Source organism: Paraburkholderia sp. 32 (assembly GCF_050435345.1).
Taxonomy (GTDB): Bacteria; Pseudomonadota; Gammaproteobacteria; order Burkholderiales; family Burkholderiaceae; genus Paraburkholderia; species Paraburkholderia tuberum.
The window spans coordinates 1551190-1564467 of the sequence record NZ_JBNDKD010000003.1; the positions used below are offsets into that span (position 1 = coordinate 1551190).

Below are 13278 nucleotides of genomic sequence, written 5' to 3' on the forward strand. Positions count from 1 at the left end.
ATGCCGGTCATCTTTCGACGATCTGCACGCGTATGCCGTTTGTAAGGATCGTGATTGTACCGGGTTCGTAGTTGACGCCGGCAAATTGCAGTTGCTCGGGCTTGAACGTGTAGATCGGATAGTTGGTCAGCAATTGGGTCGCGAGCAGCGCCGCGGCCGCGTTGATCTGCTGCGTGTACATCTGCGCCTCACCGCTCACGCTGACGTTGTCGACACTCGGCGACTTGAGGATCACCGAACGGCTCGCCGCGTCGTATGCAAGTTCACTCGACAGCGTGAACACGCCATCGACCGGCTGCTGCAGGAACGGACTCGCGAAACGCGCGTCGAGCTTCACCTGCACGCGGTTCGCATCGGGCAGCATGCCCACCACCGGATTGCTCAGCGCGACATCGAACACCTGCGACACCGTGCGCTGATACGGGAACTTGCGCTGCACGGCCTCCTGCACCTGCTTCTGCGAGAACGTGTAGTGCGACGGCATGAACGGAAACGTCGGGCTCGCGCAAGCCGCGAGCGACACAGTGATGCCAAGCGCGCTGCAGCCGGTCAGCGCAGCGCGCAGAAAGCGGCGCCGGGCCGGCGCTGCGGGTCGAGTCATGCGAAATCTCCTGTGGAAGCCCTTGCGGACATCGGCTTGCGTTGACGGGTGTGGTCAGCGACGGCGTTTACCGCATGCCGCGCGTCATGGATGGGATGCCGGTTGTGTTTGCGCCTCGAGTAGCGTGAGCCACGCGAGCGCTTCGCCGCGATTCGCGCCGCACATCTCGAGTTGCGGCTGCAGACCCGAGCAGCATGCGGGCCGCTCCGGCCGGCCGAAGATCGCGCAGCGCAGATCGTCGCCGAGTTGCACGCAGCGCACGCCCGCCGGCTTGCCGTTCGGCATGCCTGGAATCGGGCTCGAAATCGACGGCGCGATACAGCACGCGCCGCAATCGGGACGGCACGCGTGAGCGTCCACCCGTGCACTGTTCAACCTTTGATCCACGTCATCTTTCCTGAACTCAAACCTTGGCAACGTGTTGCCAGACCCGCATTGTGCCACTGCCTGTCTGTGCGACCTCTTTACACAATCGGGTCCCATGGGCACGCACGTAAACTCGAAGCTGCTGACTGACCATGACACGCGGCACGCGGCGAGAGCCGCCCACCGTCCGACACCGCTCATGTCCCAAACCGACACCCTGTTCCGCCCCGACCTGCTCGCGCGCTACAGCGCGAACGGTCCCCGGTATACGTCCTATCCGACCGCGCCGCAGTTCCGCGAATCGTTCGACACCGCCGACTATCACCGCGCCGCCGCCGACCCGAGTGCCGCGTCGACCGATCTGTCTCTGTACTTCCACATTCCGTTTTGCGACACCGTGTGCTTCTACTGCGGCTGCAACAAGGTCGTGACGAGAAATCGCGCGCATGCGCGCCCGTACCTTGAGCGGCTCAAACGCGAAATCGGTTTGCAGGCCACGTGTTTCGATACGCAGCGGCCCGTCTCGCAATTGCATTGGGGCGGCGGCACGCCGACGTTTTTGTCGCATGACGAGATGGCCCAGCTGATGGCCGCGACGCGCGAGCACTTCAAACTTCTGCCCGACGATCGAGCCGAATATTCGATTGAGGTCGATCCGCGCGAGGCGTCGCCCGACACGGTCGCGCTTCTGCGCCGCCTCGGCTTCAACCGGCTGAGCCTCGGCGTGCAGGACTTCGATCCGCGCGTGCAGCAGGCGATCAATCGCATCCAGCCGTTCGAGATGACCGCATCGGTGATGCAGGCGGCGCGCGCGTACGGTTTTCATTCGATCGGCGTCGATCTGATTTACGGGCTGCCGCATCAAACCGTCGCGAGCTTCAGCCGCACGCTCGACACGATGCTCGAACTGGCGCCGGACCGGCTGTCGGTGTTCGCGTATGCGCACATGCCGCGGCTCTTCAAGATGCAGCGCCAGATGGATCCCGCGACGCTGCCGTCGAGCGAGGAGCGGCTGGCTCTGCTGCAACGGATCGTCGAACGGCTGACTGAAGCGGGCTATGTGTACATCGGCATGGATCACTTCGCGCTGCCCACCGACGAGCTCGCTCGCGCGCAGGCGCAGCGCACGCTGCATCGCAATTTCCAGGGCTATAGCACGCGGGCCGAGTGCGATCTGATCGGTTTTGGCGCCTCGTCGATCGGCAAGGTCGGCGACGTGTACGCGCAGAACGCGCGAGAGCTGCCCGCTTACACCGACTCGATCGATGCGGGCCGGCTCGCGATCGCGCGCGGCATCCGCCTGTCCGCCGACGACCGTCTGCGGCGCGACGTGATCACGCAGCTGATGTGCAACCTCGAACTGCGCTTCGACGAATTCGAAGCGGCGTACGGCATCCACTTCGCCGACACGTTCGCGCCGGAACTCGCGCGTCTGCGTTCATTCGAGGACGACGGGCTGATCTCGCTCGGCGCACGCAAGCTCGAAGTGCGAATGGCCGGCCGCATGCTCGTGCGCAATCTCGCGATGATATTTGACCGCTATCTGGGCGAGCAGACGCTCACACGATTCTCGCGGACGGTCTGAGCACCGCTCGCCGCGAACGCGCTGTGGCGGGTGAAGGCAATCGACTTGCCCGTCTACCGATTTTCGGCCATAATCTGCGTCTTCCTTGCGCGCTGAACTCCCGATGCGCGCGCTGCAGTATCTGCCCAGGTGGTGAAATTGGTAGACGCAGGGGACTCAAAATCCCCCGCCGCAAGGCGTGCCGGTTCGATTCCGGCCCTGGGCACCAAACACTCTTCAACCGGTAACGGTTCATCACGAAGCCCCGACAGCTAGCGCTGAGCGGGGCTTTTGTTTGCTGTAGCCTCCAAGGGTTCACCAGCGATTACAACCCCCACCAGGGGGTCATTTCGGGGGTTGCCACGATTCAAGCGCCCGTCGGATGGAAAACGCCCCCAGTAGCGGCGCGACAACCGGAGACGCAAACATGGCGCTGACGGATGCCACGATCCGTAACACGAAGCCGGGTGAAAAACAGCAGAAGCTGTACGACGGTGGCGGCCTGCTGCTGCTTGTCACGCCAACGGGCAGCAAGCGATGGATTTTCAAGTACCGTTTCGCCGGAAAGGAAAAGAGCCTCGCACTTGGCGTCTATCCAGACGTGCCGCTTGCCGATGCCCGCAAGCGTCGGGACTACGCCCGCGAAAAACTGGCAGCAAACATTGATCCGGAGGAAGCTAAAAAGGCCGGGAAACGCGCCGCCCGCCTTGCTGCTGCCAATTCATTCGAAGCCGTTGCGCTCGCCTGGATGGAAGAGCGCGGTCAGTCCGTTGAAAGCGGGTCGATATCGCTGGGCCGATTACCTTGACCGGATCAAGGCCGGGGCCGAAGTCATTCCGATCAAAGGCGGGACGGTCGCCTTACTACCTCAGCGGGACAACCATTTGGAACAGCGCCGCCCGATGATGGAAGCGTGGGCCGTGTATGTTTGCGGCATAGAGGATTAATTCAGAAGTGCGGCCCATAACACTCGCGCTGTGCCTTACAAGCTCGCACAAAAAAGCCGACTCGCGAGGATCGGCTTGTGCATTCGAGCGAGGCTCTATCGATATTCATCAATCTCAACCGTGCCGCCCATGGCTTCCATCATGGTGCGAATATCGTCGGGCACATCAGGCACGCGGTCGCCGCTCTCGTTGTACCAGTAACAGAAGAAGCGCATCCGAAGTCCCTTGTCTGCGAGCAGTTGGCCAAGTTCCGCTCTCGGCAGATTCAGGCGCCCAATCAGGTAACGCAAATGCGGCTCAAGTGAATCGCTACGAACTGCGCCCTCACTGCGCACGCCCCAAAGGCCAACGCGGCCCGGCGCGCTGCTCGGTCGCCCAGACGGTGTGGTGAACGGCTGTCCCTTGGTAATCGCTGTATCCGGCTTGATGTCGAAATACGCCGTCCAAAAGGCTGGCTCCAATGAGTCGCCGGATATGTAAAAGGTCGCGTGCGCAAGTTGGTGATCTGCCATTGGAGCGGCCTCAGTTTGCCCAGTCATGAAAATTTCCGATGTGGCTACCATTAAAGTACACGTCGCCGTTGTCATGCCAGATGACGTTATCGGCTGGCCCCAAGCCATTGCCTGGCTTGAACCTGTGCAAGATAGCCCCAAACGTCTTGCGGTCATACCCCAGCATCTTCGCCGCGTAGTTTGGGTTGTTCGTGCTCGCGGCGAGTTCAACGACATCGCCGCTCAACGCGTCAGGCACATACTCAAACGGCTGCGCGTCGCCGAGCAGCGTTGATGCGCCTCTATCGCTAGCTCTGGCTGCGCGGGCAGCGTTCAGTTGGGTTTGCCAGGTGGCCGGATCGTACTGCACAGACAGAATGGGTTCGCCGTTCGGCTGACTGCCGGCCTTCGCTACGGGATTCATTAACGGCGTGCTGCTGTACGGTGACGGAAACAGGCCGTGACGCGGACGTTTAACGGCAAGCAGTTTGCCCCGGCGAACCTCTTCGAGAAGCGCAACGATGACCCACCAGCCATCGGCGTCAGGATCGCGGTCCCGGACCCTATGAAAAAACAGCCAGCTGCGGCCAATGAGATTCCTGACCGGCTTCCGGTCCTCCTCCCACTTCCTGCGATTCAGTGCGGCGATAGCAAGAAATTCCCGCGTCTCCGCACTGGCCCTCTGAAGGTCTGCGGCCTTGCCGAGGCACGCTTTATAGTGCCATTCGTCGCAGATGACATAACAGGCACCCGGTGGCCGCTGGCAGAACAGCTCCACGGAGTGCATTTCAAATACGGACAGGGACATAGGTGTGTCGATGGTCTATCTGAAGTCGCTGCCGGGGTTGACAGCAGTCAGATAATTACCGTGCGACAGGCAGTCCGTACATGGGCGACAGCCCGAAATCTCCACGGCTCTCGATGAAACGGAAAAACGCGCCCGCAGGAACATTGCGGTTTTTCGCGCCCGTAGCGCGGACGCTCGCGGGCAGCGACCGTACCGCTGGTCTATGACCTTTCCAGCCGCTGGCGGCACTCGCGCAGCAGATCTATTCGCCCGAAGCCGCTGTTCGCGCCAATACGGCGCGTACGTCCGCGAGCGCATCCTCGAAGAGCATTCGAGCGAGGCTCTATCGATATTCATCAATCTCAATCGTGCCGCCCATGGCTTCCATCATGGTGCGAATATCGTCGGGCACATCAGGCACGCGGTCGCCGCTCTCGTTGTCCCAATAACAGAAGAAACGCATCTGTGCGCCAGTGCGCTTGAGCAATTCGGGCAGGTCTGATCGGGGCAATGCCAAGCGTTCGACAAGATAGCGAAGGTGAGGCGCAAGAATATTACTCTGAACATGCCCCTTGCTATCCACACTCCATACACCAATTCGAGCGGGGTACTTGCTAGTGCGCCCAGATGGTGTAGTGCGGAATTGCCCCCGAACACTCTGCATGTCCGGTTCAACGCCAAAATAGTTTGTCCAGAATTCGGGCCGCTCCACGTCCTGGTAGATATTGAAAGAAGCATGTGCAAGTTGATGGGTCGTTACCATAACATTCCTTTAGGGTGCCCAACTGTGCATGTTGTCGATAATCACGCCGTGAAATTCCACGTCTCCATCGTCATGCCAGATTACGTTGTTGTCGCCGCGCAATTTGTTGTACTGCTTCATAGCGTGAAGCATGTCGCTGAACGTGTTTTGATCGTATCCAAGCATCTTGGCGGCATAGCGTGGGTTATTGGTGCTCGCGGCGAGTTCAACGACATCGCCGCTCAACGCATCAGGCACATACTCAAACGGCTGCGCGTCGCCGAGCAGCGTTGATGCGCCTCTATCGCCAGCCCTGGCTGCGCGCGCAGCGTTCAGCCGGGTTTGCCAGGTGGCCGGATCATACTGGACAGACAGCACAGGTTCGCCGTCCGGGCGAGTACCGGCCCTCGCTGCGATATCCCTCAACGGCGTGCTGCTGTAGGGTGACGGAAACAGGCTATCGCGAGGGCCTTTAATGGCAAGCAGGGCACCGCGGCGCACCTCTTCGAGAAGCGCAAGGATGACCCACCAGCCATCGGTGTCAGGGTTCCGGTCCCGTACATCATGAAAAAACAGCCAGTGACCGCCAATGAGATTCCTGACCAGTTTCCGGTCCTCCTCCCACTTCCTGTGATTCAGTTGGGCAATGTCAAGAAATTCCCGGGTCTCCGCACTGGCCCTCTGAAGGTCTGCGGCCTTGCCGAGGCACGCTTTATAGTGCCATTCGTCGCAGATGACATAACAGGCACCCGGTGGCCGCTGGCAGAACAGCTCCACGGAGTGCATTTCAAATACGGACAGGGACATAGGTGTGTCGATGGTCTATCTGAAGTCGCTGCCGGGGTTGACAGCAGTCAGATAATTACCGTGCGACAGGCAGTCCGTACATGGGCGACAGCCCAAAATCTCCACGGCTCTCGATGAAACGGAAAAACGCGCCCGCAGGAACATTGCGGTTTTTCGCGCCCGTAGCGCGGACGCTCGCGGGCAGCGACCGTACCGCTGGTCTATGACCTTTCCAGCCGTTGGCGGGACTCGCGCAGCAGATCTATTCGCCCGAAGCCGCTGTTCGCGCCAATACGGCGCGTACGTCCGCGAGCGCATCCTCGAAGAGACCAAAAATCGACACCTGCGCAACCGTTGCCGCTTTGGAGAAAGTCGAATGCGCGTTGTGGTCGGGCGCTGCCCGTCGTGGCAAGTAGCCAGCGGCCAGGAGCGGCGACAATGCATCTGCGCAGTCGCCAGGAAATTTGATTTGAGTCGCCTCCCCCTCGCTCCCTTTATAATCCGGCATGACTTCCTCCACTCCCCATGCAGCAACCCGACGAGCGGAACCGCCCACGCGATTCATCGGTTCGCCGATTCCGCACACCTCAGCGACCCATTCGCCTTCCACGCATTTCGAACGCACGCGCCACGAGCCGCACTGGTCGGTCGTATGAAAATACCCAAACGGCTTGCACCGCTTCTTGACGAAGGACTCATCGACGAAGTGATCGGCCAGTTGATGAGCGGCAAGGAAGCAACCGTCTACGTCGTGCGCAGCGGCGACTCGATGCGGTGTGCAAAGGTCTACAAGGACGCGAAGCAGCGCAGTTTCCGGCAAGCCGCATCGTATCGGGACGGCCGCAAGGTCAAGAACAGCCGGCAGGCGCGTGCGATGGAAAAAGGTACTCGCTATGGGCGCCAGATGCAGGAGGAGTTGTGGCAAAACGCCGAAGTCGACGCACTGTTCCGACTTGCCGACGGGGGCGTGCGAGTGCCGCAACCCTATATCTGTACCGATGGGGTGTTACTGATGGAACTGGTGGTCGACGCAACGGGTGACGTCGCGCCACGCCTCAACGACGTCCATCTGACTGAAGCGCGCGCCCTTGAACTGCACGCCCTGCTGCTCAACCAGGTTGTCCGCATGCTCTGCGCGGGTGTGATTCACGGCGACCTGTCCGAATACAACATCCTGCTGGCGGCTGATGGACCGGTGATCATCGATCTGCCTCAGGCCATCGACGCCGCCGCCAACAACGAAGCCGCCTCGATGCTCAAGCGTGACGTCGACAACCTCGCTGCGTACTTCGGACGGTTTGCACCGCAAATTCTCGGCGCGGATTACGGAACGGAGATCTGGGCGCTGTTCCAAGCAGGCGAGCTGCATGTCGAGGTCAAACTGACCGGCCGCATCGAGCTCGACACGCGACCTGTCGACCTCGATAGCGTGCTGCAGGAACTCGAAGAGACACGTCTTGACGAAGACGCGCGAGTGCGGCGACAGCAGGAACTGACCGCGAACTGATAACCGTTATGGAGAAAATTGAACGCCCCTTGCCGGTCGGGTATCGCCCATCGAGGTTGGCGCAGACTGATTTTCTCTTCACTTGAAAGAAGAGTCGAAATGGACGCGATCATCATCGGCAACGTGCCGCGCGTGCCGTGGAACAATGACAAGCTAACCGGGCAGAAGTCGCCGCTGAAGCTCAAGGAGATTTGGGCCATTCGGATTCGCCTGCAATTGGGGGCGAAAACCCGTGATCTGGCGATGTTCAATCTGGCGATCGACAGCAAACTTCGAGCGTGCGACCTGACAAAACTTCGAGTCCGCGATGTCTGTCTGGGCACACATAGCGCCCCGGGCGACCGTTATGCAACAGAAAACGCAGCGGCCGGTGCAATTCGAGATCACCGAGCAAACGCGGGATAGCGTGGAAAGCTGGATCAAGGCAGCAGCTCTGTGTCCTTCAGATTTCCTGGTCCCGGGGCGAATACACGCGTCGCCCCATCTTTCGACCCGTCAGTACGCACGGATCGTCCATCGCTGGATAAAATCGATCGGGCTCGACGACTCCGCCTATGGCACGCACACGATGCGTCGGACGAAGGTCTCGTTGATCTATCGCCGTACGAAGAATCTCAGAGCCGTACAGCTTTTGCTTGGTCATACGAAGCTTGAAAGTACCCTCAGATATCTTGGCATCGAGGTTGACGACGCGCTTGAGATGGCCGAACAGACGGAAGACTGAGTGGTGATCGCCGGACAGCAATCGGACGCTGTCCGGTCAGGATGAGACATTCGACACACGTTTCTGATTCGTCGACAATCGGTGAATATAGACAAACCTCGACGGAAGACTTGAGATGATGCTGCGGCCGACAGAAATCCAAATTGAATCAACCCGGCTCTTGATCAAACCGTTCTCGGCCAACGACGCGGATGCTGCGTTCTCGTTCATCACCCCTTCGCTCACCCGTCACATGGCGTGGGAGCCGCCTGCATCCCGGCAGGATTTTGACGGTGTTTGGCGGTCCTGGGTACCGTCGATTGACGATGGGTCAGACTATGTGTTCGCGATACGTCAACGCACCGACGGGAGTTTCCTTGGGTTAGCCGGGCTTCACCGCGTCCGCACCGAGAGCCCGGAACTGGGTATCTGGATTCGTGAAGATCGTCATCGAAATGGGTTTGGTTGTGAAGCTGTGACCCTTGTTGCACACTGGGCAACGCGAACCATTGGTTGTGAAAGCTTTACCTATCCGGTTGCCGAAGAGAACCGTCCCAGCCGGCGCATCGCCGAAACGCTAGGTGGCGTCATTGTGGAAAGCCGCGCGACGCCAAAGTACAAGTCTGTGGTTTACAGAATTCCTCGCCAGCCAGTCGCAAGCGAGGTATAGGCGATTCTGCCTGTGGACTGGCTTCCGTCGGGCAAGATCGGTCAGTCAAGGTCGATGCCCAGATCGTCAACTGCGTGCGTGTCGGTCGACGCGAGTGTTAGCGACCCGATAACGATGAACTGCTCCAGCGTTCATACAATGCTGCGATATCCGTGGCACAGAGCAACTTCATCGACTTGCCGATCTCGTCCAGCGGCCAGTCCCACCAGTTCATCTCGAGGAGCATCCCGATCTCATCGTCCGAAAAGCGCTTTCGGATCGGCTTTGCCGGATTCCCGCCGATGATCGTATAGGGTTCAACGTCCTTCGTGACAACGGCGCAACTCCCGATCACGGCACCGTGACCGATGTGAACACCTGGCATGATCATCGCTTCGGAACCGATCCAGACGTCATTCCCGACAACCGTATCGCCGGCGGGTTCGAATGCATCGCAGGCGTCAGCAAACGCCGGTTCTTCCGTCATGTAGAAGAAGGGAAATGTGGTTACCCAATCGTTCCGGTGCCCCTGGTTGCCCGCCATCATGAACGTCGCACCACTTCCGATAGAGCAGAAGCTACCGATGATCAGCCGGTCGACACCTGTGCGGTCTGGCAACAGGTAGCGTGCACAGTCATCAAAGGAGTGTCCGTGATAGTAGCCAGAGTAGTAGCTGTAACGCCCCACGATGATGTTGGGATTGGTTACCTGCTCTGAAAGCGGCTTCCCCTTGAAGGGGCTGTCGAAGTAATTCTTCATAAAGGGACAAGCTGTAGTCTGGGGTGCGTTTATCGTTCGAGCACGCAGCGGCAAACCTGAGCCGTGCGGCAGAATCTTTCGTCAATGACGGTCGGGACCAGTTTCGCCGGTTTCAGCCAACTCCGATCAGTCGACGCTGCCGCGTAAATTCGCGACAATCAGAGAGAATTCCGGTCGCTCACGCCGCAGCGTCAAGTTCACATCCTGGCGTCAGCCAGTGGCCATCTACGCCCGACGATCACTTTCGAGCAGCCCGTACAGCGCGCTATCCGACACCTCATCGCCAACTATCCAGCGATCACGCAACAACCCTTCGCGGACAAATCCGAGCCGTTCGAGAAGAAGCGCCGAGGCTACATTTCGTGGGTCGATATCCGCCTCAATCCGGCGTAAATTCAGCGTGCCGAACGCGTGCTCGATCAGCGCGGAAACCGCCTCACTCATATATCCGTTTCCCCAATGCTTGCGTTGCAGACCAAAGCCTATCTCCGCGCGTCGGCATTGCTCGTCTGCATGAAAGAGAGCGCAATCACCGAGCACTTCGCCGGTTGTCTGCAACTCGACTGCACAGATGAAGTCCTGGCCGCCAGCTGACGTATTCAATTTACGTGCGACTCGATCCGTTGCCTGATCCAGGGAAGTCATCGCCGGAAACGAAAAATAGCGCATCGCATCCGCGTCCGACCAGATCGCGAACAGTGGTTGCGCGTCTTCATGACGAAGCGGCCGCAGAACGAGGCGTGGGGTAGTCAGCGTGACGGGCTCGAATAATGGCATGACGGGGGCGGGGCACCGGAAATAGATGACCCCATTAGAACATGTGGGCCGAGTGCCAACAACCGCACGCATCGAACCGCGTGGCAGCACAGCCTTTGTGCAGCCACTTTCGCGATTTACCTCTGTCGCTTACGGGTCGCGTGCTGCCGGTCATGACACGACACTTGTCGATCGCACAACGATTGGCAAGGTTCGGCCAGGAAGGGTCACTCGACTCGGGGAGTACAATCGGCAACAATCGGTGGCCGTTCGCGGCCGAAGCTACTCAGGGAGTGACGTGATGGCCGAAGCGCTGACGGATCTTAGTTCTTTTTCTTTCGTCCTCGCGGTTCCAAACCTCGAAGCCAGTGCCTCATACTTTCGGGACGCGCTCGGTTTTCGACTGGACTGGCTCGACGGGACAGGTTGGAAGTTGGCCACGAGAGGGGTGTGCGCGTCATGATCGGCCATTGCCCCGATGCCATGTTGCCTTCGGCAACCGGGGACCACAGTTATTTCGGCTACCTCCAAGTGGCGAACGCTGACGCACTTCATGAAGAACTTGTCGGTCGAGGCGCCATCATCCTGCAACCTCCGACCGACAGACCGCACGGCATGCGCGAGTTCCTTGTAGGGACTCCGGATGGTCATCGAATGATGATTGGTCAAGACCTGTCATGACTCCGCGCATAAAAGGAAGCGACGACACAATGCTGATTGTTGTTGGCTTCACAGCTAGCTCGCACAAATTTTCTTGCGCTATGCCGACTGCATGAAGCGCAATTGGTGGCCGCCGCCGCGTGGGGCACAGCCCGGCCACTTTGAGACACTCGACGCCGCCGCTTAAACTGTTGTCAATCATTCCTCCTGAGGCGAAGAAAATGACAACTGAGATCGAACTCTTGAGGCCTACGACTGCGTTGCTGGCAAGCTACGTTTCGGCCCTTGAGGCGGGATGGTCACCTGACAATGTTCGTAAGGAGGTCGCTGCGCGCGAACAGTTGAATTCTATCGAGTTGAACGCAGAGGCATTCGTCGACGGGCTGGATGATCCGACCGCATCAGGCGGCCCGATTCCTTTGCCCGATGGCTCGACCGTTGCCCGTCTTCCAAGCATCATCCGATGGATTTGGGACGGCGATGTTAGCGGTGCGATCGGATTTCGGTGGCAGGCTGGATCTGCCGAATTGCCGCCGTATGTGCTCGGACATATCGGCTTCTCAGTCGTGCCGTGGAAGCGAGGCAACGGCTACGCCAAGCAGGCGCTCAATTTGATGCTTGGCGAAGCGAGGCTGCAAGGCTTGCCCTACGTGGAACTAACGGTTGATCCTGAAAATATAGCCTCACAGCGGGTGATCGCAGCATGCAGTGGTGTCCTGACTGACCGGTTCAAAAAGACCGCCGCCTATGGATTCGCGGAAACTCTTCGTTATCGCATTGAGCTAGACGACTGAGAAACCTGTCGGACCCTGTTCGGCCAACTCTGGAGATTGATCCATCTCTGTTGGATCGGCGACAATTCAAGCCCTGCACACGCCTATACGATGGAGCATCATGAGTGGCATTCAGCTAAGCCGAGTGATCCGTGCCGACGCCGCCGATTTGATCGCCGCAAACTCAGCAAGTCAGGACTATCACCTGCCTTGGGTCACATCCTTTACCGATCAAACGGGCTTCGATAGCTGGTTTTCAGGTGGTCTCACCGGGTCGAACGTCGGCCTCATTGCGCGTGAAGTGGCATCGATTCAAATTGTCGGTGTGGTGAACATTAACGAAATAGTAATGGGCGCTTTTCGCAGCGCCTATCTCGGGTATTACGGAATGTCGAACTTCGCCCGGGCAGGGTTGATGACGGACGCGGTACGGGCAGCTGTGATCTATGCTTTCAGCGAACTTGGATTGCATCGGGTGGAGGCAAATATTCAACCAGGGAATATCGCGTCGATCGCACTTGTGCGGCGGTTGGGTTTTAAACAGGAAGGTTTTTCTCCTCGCTATCTCCGCATAAATGGCGAATGGCGCGACCACGAGCGATGGGCGTTGCTGGCCGATATGCCCGGTTAGACACAGCCGCCACTCAAAAAAATAATGTGCTCACGCAGAAATTGTTTTTGTGCCAATATTGACAGCATGGAACTTCGTAACGTCCCGAGCAAGGCTCACCACCATCATCACGGTCGCTATCCGCTGCGCCGTGGGTCGTTACGTCCATAGTAAGGAATTCGACCTCACGGTCCATTCCATGTGCAAACGACCAAGGCGCTTAAGGCGCCTTTTTTTATTTCCCCACCATCAAGAGCTGAAGATGACCGACTCGATAAGCTATCGCCGCGCAACCATCGACGACATTTTGAAAATTTGCGAGTTGGGTCAAAACTTGAACGCGATCCACCATCAGGCACGTCCTGACGTCTATGCAAACGCCACAGAAGAGTTCGCTCGAGACAAGCCGCACTGGCTCTCCAGCCTTCAGGGAGAAGATCGAGCCATGTTTCTCGCCGAGCATGGCAGCACGGCGGTCGGCTTTATCACCGTTCAAGTGATGCAGCCGACAAGTCCACTGTTGCAACCGTTGAGAGCTAACGTCAAGAGTGGTGTATGGGCAGCTTGATAGCGTTC

15 protein-coding genes, 1 tRNA gene and 2 pseudogenes are annotated in these 13278 nt (G+C 58.8%); 10 read left to right on the plus strand and 8 right to left on the minus strand.

Features of this window, described 5'->3' with window-relative positions:
• Window positions 1-7: 7 nt before the first annotated feature.
• Both OKW26_RS29830 and OKW26_RS29835 read right to left on the minus strand, forming a co-directional pair.
• Entirely contained in the window at window positions 8-601 is a 594-nt protein-coding gene (locus OKW26_RS29830) for a DUF1439 domain-containing protein (RefSeq protein ID WP_184058121.1), read from the minus strand.
• 84 nt (window positions 602-685) lie between these two features.
• Window positions 686-988: a YkgJ family cysteine cluster protein gene (locus tag OKW26_RS29835; protein ID WP_429356019.1), complete on the minus strand. Its 303-nt coding sequence runs from the start codon at window positions 986-988 to the stop codon at window positions 686-688.
• 178 nt (window positions 989-1166) lie between these two features.
• On the opposite strand from OKW26_RS29835, the gene hemN reads away from it, so the two are divergent.
• The 3 genes and pseudogenes from hemN to OKW26_RS29850 all read left to right on the plus strand — a co-directional run.
• Window positions 1167-2552, plus strand: a complete 1386-nt coding sequence (gene hemN / locus OKW26_RS29840) for an oxygen-independent coproporphyrinogen III oxidase (RefSeq protein ID WP_429356020.1) — start codon at window positions 1167-1169, stop codon at window positions 2550-2552.
• A 123-nt stretch (window positions 2553-2675) separates the two neighbouring features.
• Window positions 2676-2760, plus strand: a tRNA-Leu gene (locus tag OKW26_RS29845).
• A gap of 198 nt (window positions 2761-2958) precedes the next feature.
• A pseudogene (locus tag OKW26_RS29850) lies at window positions 2959-3279 on the plus strand (Arm DNA-binding domain-containing protein); the annotation flags it as partial.
• A gap of 294 nt (window positions 3280-3573) precedes the next feature.
• Here OKW26_RS29850 and OKW26_RS29855 read toward each other — a convergent pair.
• From OKW26_RS29855 to OKW26_RS29870, 4 genes are all read right to left on the minus strand, one after another.
• The gene (locus OKW26_RS29855; RefSeq protein ID WP_429356021.1) at window positions 3574-4017 is read right to left on the minus strand and encodes a DUF4279 domain-containing protein; all 444 of its coding nucleotides are present in this window, start codon (window positions 4015-4017) and stop codon (window positions 3574-3576) included.
• Window positions 4001-4777, minus strand: coding sequence for a hypothetical protein (locus tag OKW26_RS29860; RefSeq protein WP_429356022.1), 777 nt, complete (start codon window positions 4775-4777; stop codon window positions 4001-4003). The genes OKW26_RS29855 and OKW26_RS29860 overlap by 17 nt, the downstream gene beginning before the upstream one ends.
• Before the next feature lie 322 nt (window positions 4778-5099).
• Window positions 5100-5519, minus strand: coding sequence for a DUF4279 domain-containing protein (locus OKW26_RS29865; protein WP_429356023.1), 420 nt, complete (start codon window positions 5517-5519; stop codon window positions 5100-5102).
• A 9-nt stretch (window positions 5520-5528) separates the two neighbouring features.
• Complete coding sequence (locus OKW26_RS29870) at window positions 5529-6305, minus strand: hypothetical protein (protein ID WP_429356024.1); 777 nt, start codon at window positions 6303-6305, stop codon at window positions 5529-5531.
• Window positions 6306-6936: 631 nt separating this feature from the next.
• On the opposite strand from OKW26_RS29870, the gene OKW26_RS29875 reads away from it, so the two are divergent.
• The 3 genes and pseudogenes from OKW26_RS29875 (at window position 6937) to OKW26_RS29885 (ending at window position 9164) form a co-directional block, all read left to right on the plus strand.
• The gene (locus tag OKW26_RS29875) at window positions 6937-7791 is read left to right on the plus strand and encodes a PA4780 family RIO1-like protein kinase (RefSeq protein ID WP_429357141.1); all 855 of its coding nucleotides are present in this window, start codon (window positions 6937-6939) and stop codon (window positions 7789-7791) included.
• A gap of 99 nt (window positions 7792-7890) precedes the next feature.
• Window positions 7891-8515, plus strand: a pseudogene (locus tag OKW26_RS29880) (tyrosine-type recombinase/integrase).
• A 115-nt stretch (window positions 8516-8630) separates the two neighbouring features.
• Window positions 8631-9164 (plus strand): GNAT family N-acetyltransferase, encoded by a 534-nt coding sequence (locus tag OKW26_RS29885; protein WP_429356025.1) that lies wholly within the window; start codon window positions 8631-8633, stop codon window positions 9162-9164.
• A gap of 97 nt (window positions 9165-9261) precedes the next feature.
• On the opposite strand, the gene catB is transcribed toward OKW26_RS29885, so the two are convergent.
• Window positions 9262-9903: a type B chloramphenicol O-acetyltransferase gene (gene catB / locus OKW26_RS29890; RefSeq protein WP_090801522.1), complete on the minus strand. Its 642-nt coding sequence runs from the start codon at window positions 9901-9903 to the stop codon at window positions 9262-9264.
• A 225-nt stretch (window positions 9904-10128) separates the two neighbouring features.
• Window positions 10129-10680 (minus strand): GNAT family N-acetyltransferase, encoded by a 552-nt coding sequence (locus tag OKW26_RS29895; protein WP_429356026.1) that lies wholly within the window; start codon window positions 10678-10680, stop codon window positions 10129-10131.
• Window positions 10681-11118: 438 nt separating this feature from the next.
• Between OKW26_RS29895 and OKW26_RS29900 the strand changes: the two genes are divergently transcribed.
• From OKW26_RS29900 to OKW26_RS29915, 4 genes are all read left to right on the plus strand, one after another.
• Window positions 11119-11340 (plus strand): VOC family protein, encoded by a 222-nt coding sequence (locus tag OKW26_RS29900; protein ID WP_429357142.1) that lies wholly within the window; start codon window positions 11119-11121, stop codon window positions 11338-11340.
• 200 nt (window positions 11341-11540) lie between these two features.
• A complete protein-coding gene (locus OKW26_RS29905) occupies window positions 11541-12113 on the plus strand; it encodes a GNAT family N-acetyltransferase (protein ID WP_429356027.1) in 573 nt (190 codons plus the stop codon).
• A gap of 100 nt (window positions 12114-12213) precedes the next feature.
• A complete protein-coding gene (locus tag OKW26_RS29910) occupies window positions 12214-12723 on the plus strand; it encodes a GNAT family N-acetyltransferase (RefSeq protein WP_429356028.1) in 510 nt (169 codons plus the stop codon).
• A gap of 241 nt (window positions 12724-12964) precedes the next feature.
• Window positions 12965-13270: a hypothetical protein gene (locus tag OKW26_RS29915; protein ID WP_429356029.1), complete on the plus strand. Its 306-nt coding sequence runs from the start codon at window positions 12965-12967 to the stop codon at window positions 13268-13270.
• Window positions 13271-13278: the final 8 nt, after the last annotated feature.